This window comes from Bradyrhizobium sp. UFLA05-112 (assembly GCF_053572325.1).
On sequence record NZ_JBANBK010000184.1, the window covers coordinates 1 to 3,548 of the forward strand.

Sequence of the window (3,548 nt, forward strand, 5' to 3'; positions counted from 1 at the left end):
CTCAAGCTCGATGACCCCTCGTTCAACGCACCGATCTACGCGAACCTGTTCGAGGACGAAGCCAGCGAAGGCTACACGCTCCTCTGGTCGCGCCCGCGCAAGACCGGCGAGTAATCTACCTCCACCTACGCCCCGCCCGATCTCCTCGGGCGGGGCGACATTCTTTTGAGCCGACAGGCGGAAAAGTGAGATGGGAGAATTATGTTGCAGCGAATCGCGACACCGACTTCGCTATTTTGCCTCCGCGATGGGAGTCGAGTGTGTCTTCCGGGGGAGCATCTTAGCGTCCATGGTAACAACGAACTCGTCCTGTGGAAGGAAAAGTGGCCGCAGGAGCCGAAGTGCGCGCGACCTATTCCGGTCGGCCTGTTCTCCTGATTTTGGTCAGCTCGTTCGATAGGAACCACGCTGGGTAAGTTGATCCTTAAGCAGCTGCCGGCACCCTGAAGATCTTCAATGCGAAAATCAACGGGGCGAAGGCCAATAAGGCTCCAGTTGGCTCGTGCCATCGCTCCGCTCGACCATGCGCGGTCCTCGCCCTGACCAGGACCGATCGCTGGCGCGATGGAGATGCTGCCGCCACGGACGATGATCACTTCAAGGCTGCTGCGCGCCACGATGTGTCTTGAATATACCACGATACCCAAGATCAAAGCGCAAGCTCACTCACCGGCCACACCATCATATCGCCAGACGCTCGCCGCAGGCCTCGAGCCGCGAACCGCCTTCCTGGTGGCGCAGCTCGACGACATGGAGATCCATGCCCAGGTCGATGAGGCGGATATTGGACGCTTCGCCGACTTTATGCTGAGCTCTTGCCTCATAGATCGATCGGGTCGAGTCGTGGTTGGAGCCCTGGTTGGCTGAACTCATCAAAATAGATTCAACGAGGTACGCAGGCGTCCGTCAGGCAGCTAGAGCATGTTGTGTTTTACCAGAATCGGGATTCCCTTCGGCGAGGATTTCTGATTCAAACTCCATGCTGGGGAACGGAGGCCAGCATGGATGACGCGCCCCTATTCGGAAGACATTCGGGAACGCGCTCTTGCGCGGGCTGACGCGGGCGAGACCGTTCGTTCGATTGCAGAAGCGCTTCAGATCAGTCCTTCCTGTGTGACGAAGTGGAAGAATCTGCGGCGGGAGACCGGCGGCGTTTCTCCCGGCAAGATCGGCGGTCACAAGAAGCCGGTTCTGTCCGGCACCAATGCCGACTGGCTGCGCAAACGCATTCGCTCCGGCCCATTCACTTTGCGGAAGCTGACGCAGGAACTGGCTGCGCGCGGGATCAAGACCGACGTGCGGGCAGTGTGGACGTTCGTCCATGCCGAAGGGCTGAGCTTCAAAAAAAACGATCCTGCCGGCCGAACAAGATCGTCCCGATATCGCGCGTAAACGGACGCGCTGGAAGATCCATCAGGGCAGGATCGACGCTTCGCGCCTGGTCTTTATCGACGAGACCTGGATCAAAACCAACATGGCGCCGCTGCGAGGTTGGGGGCCGAGCGGACAACGTCTAAAGGCGTCTGCGCCTTTCGGCCACTGGAAGACCATGACCTTCATCGCGGCGCTGCGCCACGACCGGATCAGCGCCCCATGGGTCATCGACGGCCCCATCAACGGCGAGCTCTTCACCCTTTATATCGAACAGGTACTGGCGCCGACCCTTGCAAAAGGTGAGCTCGTCATCCTCGACAATCTCGGCAGTCACAAGGGCAAGGCGGCGCGCAACGCCATCCGCGCCACAGGAGCGCATGTGCTCTTCCTGCCGCCCTACAGCCCCGACCTCAACCCGATCGAACAGGTCTTCGCCAAGCTCAAACACCTGATGCGAGCCGCGCAGAAACGTGATGTCGAAGCGACTTGGCGCAAGGTCGGCGAACTCCTCGACCTCTTCTCCAAGGAGGAGTGCGCCAACTATCTCAAAAATTCAGGGTATGTTTCCGTATAAAAACATCGTGCTCTAGAGGCCGGCATCCCCACCTTCATCGACCTGCGCACAAAAATCCAAAACATTCAAATTGACCCTCGCGAAGCGACGGTAGCGAGAAAATATGGTCACCGAAAAGGGCGACGCTTCCCGACGATGACGGCGAGATCGTGCCGAAAGCCGAGCGCGACAACTAACTTCGCCATGACAAACATGGGTCCGACCAATAGATGGCTAGGATTGTCGACCATTGCCGGCCGCCGGCGCTCGAACACCGAGTGCCCAATGATCAGCGATGCAACGCCGAGCACAATCAGGGCGGCAGTAAGCGACCACATCCCGACGGTCGTCACATGGTTGAGGATCACGGCCGCAGCTCCAAGCAATGCGATCACAGCGCCAAGGATCGCGGCGCCAAGCTCGAAGTCGAGCACGAACCAAAGGATCAGCACAGGCGCGAGGGCGATGGCCGCCACGCTGATGTGGATCCCGAATAGTGTGATGACCCAACGGCTGAGCGGAAGACTGACAGCCAGAAACAAGAACAGGATGCCGAAGACGTGCATCGCGCAATTCCAGGGGGCGCGATGATACTCTACGTAATCCGCGAGCAGCCGATGGAAAGAGGAGTTCATGCCGCACTTGCCTTGCTGGCTGTGTCCGCGGCCACGGCACGATTCATCGTCTGCCAAACCCATCTGCTGGCCCACTGTCAAAAAACGTTTTCGGTGCTTACGCGCAGGAAAGCCTCGCGTCAAATCTACCAAAAACGTCATACTTGATAGATTCGTGTAACTTGTTCTTTCGATGACTTGAATATGTTCGATGACGAAAACGGCGAAGGCCACAGGCTCGTTTCGTCGTCGCCGGGCAAGACCGAGGAGCAAGCTTGGTGCGCGCGCTCGAGCCGCGCGGAAGCAACACTCTTTGAAGCCGACAGCATGGCACCGGCAACCTCGGCTTTCTCGTTCCGATCCGCGTGGCGGGACGGCCAGAGCTCGTCCGATTGGAACTTAACGAAGCCGCCTCATCTGATCGGACTGCCGGAAACGGACTTAGTCGTGCAGGGCCGTCGGCAAGTCGGCGGCTTGGTGAGAATAGAGGAGGGGTCGTCAAATTCGAAAGTAGCGGAGAGACCCACGTGCCGGCAGGCAGCCCAATTCAAGTTCTGGAATTGGCACCGCCGCGGGTGCGCCCAGACGGCGCGGCGAGAGCCGCCTTGTACGGCAGAGCGCCGGCAATCCGCGCCATAAGTTGCCGCAGCCACCGGTGGGCGGCAGAATGATGCGTCCGGGACGTCCAGGTCATGCCGATCTGAAACGGTTCGGGGAAGGGACACGACGTTGTTACGATGGATTTGGCGATGTTCGAAGCGATGCGGCTTGGCACCGTCGAGATTAGATCCGTGCCGGGGAGAATGTGGGTGAGATCTGAGATGCTCGGTACCGTGACTACCCGGTTGAGCGACAGACCGCGTTCATCGAGCTCTCTGAGGTAGCCTGAGCGCCAGGTGCCTCCATAGGTGACGACGGCATGGCTCGCCTTGACATAGTCGTCGACGCGCAGCCTCCTGCCGGCGAGCGGATGGCCGCGGTGCATGACGCACACGTAGTGGTCATCC

Annotated in this window: 5 protein-coding genes; 3 read left to right on the forward strand and 2 right to left on the reverse strand. The window is 59.4% G+C overall.

What is annotated here, in order from left to right; translation table 11 throughout:
* The 3 genes from SO180_RS42125 to SO180_RS42135 all read left to right on the forward strand — a co-directional run.
* A partial coding sequence (locus SO180_RS42125) for a DUF736 family protein (RefSeq protein ID WP_449380409.1) occupies window positions 1-114 on the forward strand: 114 nt, incomplete at its 5' end.
* Window positions 115-564: 450 nt separating this feature from the next.
* A complete protein-coding gene (locus tag SO180_RS42130; RefSeq protein WP_449384664.1) occupies window positions 565-867 on the forward strand; it encodes a hypothetical protein in 303 nt (100 codons plus the stop codon).
* 138 nt (window positions 868-1,005) lie between these two features.
* Window positions 1,006-1,948, forward strand: a protein-coding gene (locus tag SO180_RS42135; RefSeq protein ID WP_449384665.1) for an IS630 family transposase whose coding sequence is annotated in 2 segments (ribosomal slippage) — window positions 1,006-1,341 and window positions 1,343-1,948 — 942 coding nt in all. Because the reading frame shifts where the segments join, the coding sequence is not laid out codon by codon here.
* Window positions 1,949-2,055: 107 nt separating this feature from the next.
* Here the strand turns inward: SO180_RS42135 and SO180_RS42140 are convergent.
* Together SO180_RS42140 and SO180_RS42145 are read right to left on the reverse strand one after the other, a co-directional pair.
* Window positions 2,056-2,775, reverse strand: a complete 720-nt coding sequence (locus SO180_RS42140) for an Mpo1 family 2-hydroxy fatty acid dioxygenase (protein ID WP_449384666.1) — start codon at window positions 2,773-2,775, stop codon at window positions 2,056-2,058.
* A 313-nt stretch (window positions 2,776-3,088) separates the two neighbouring features.
* Window positions 3,089-3,548: LysR substrate-binding domain-containing protein (locus SO180_RS42145; RefSeq protein WP_449384667.1), on the reverse strand; the 460-nt coding region annotated here is incomplete at its 5' end.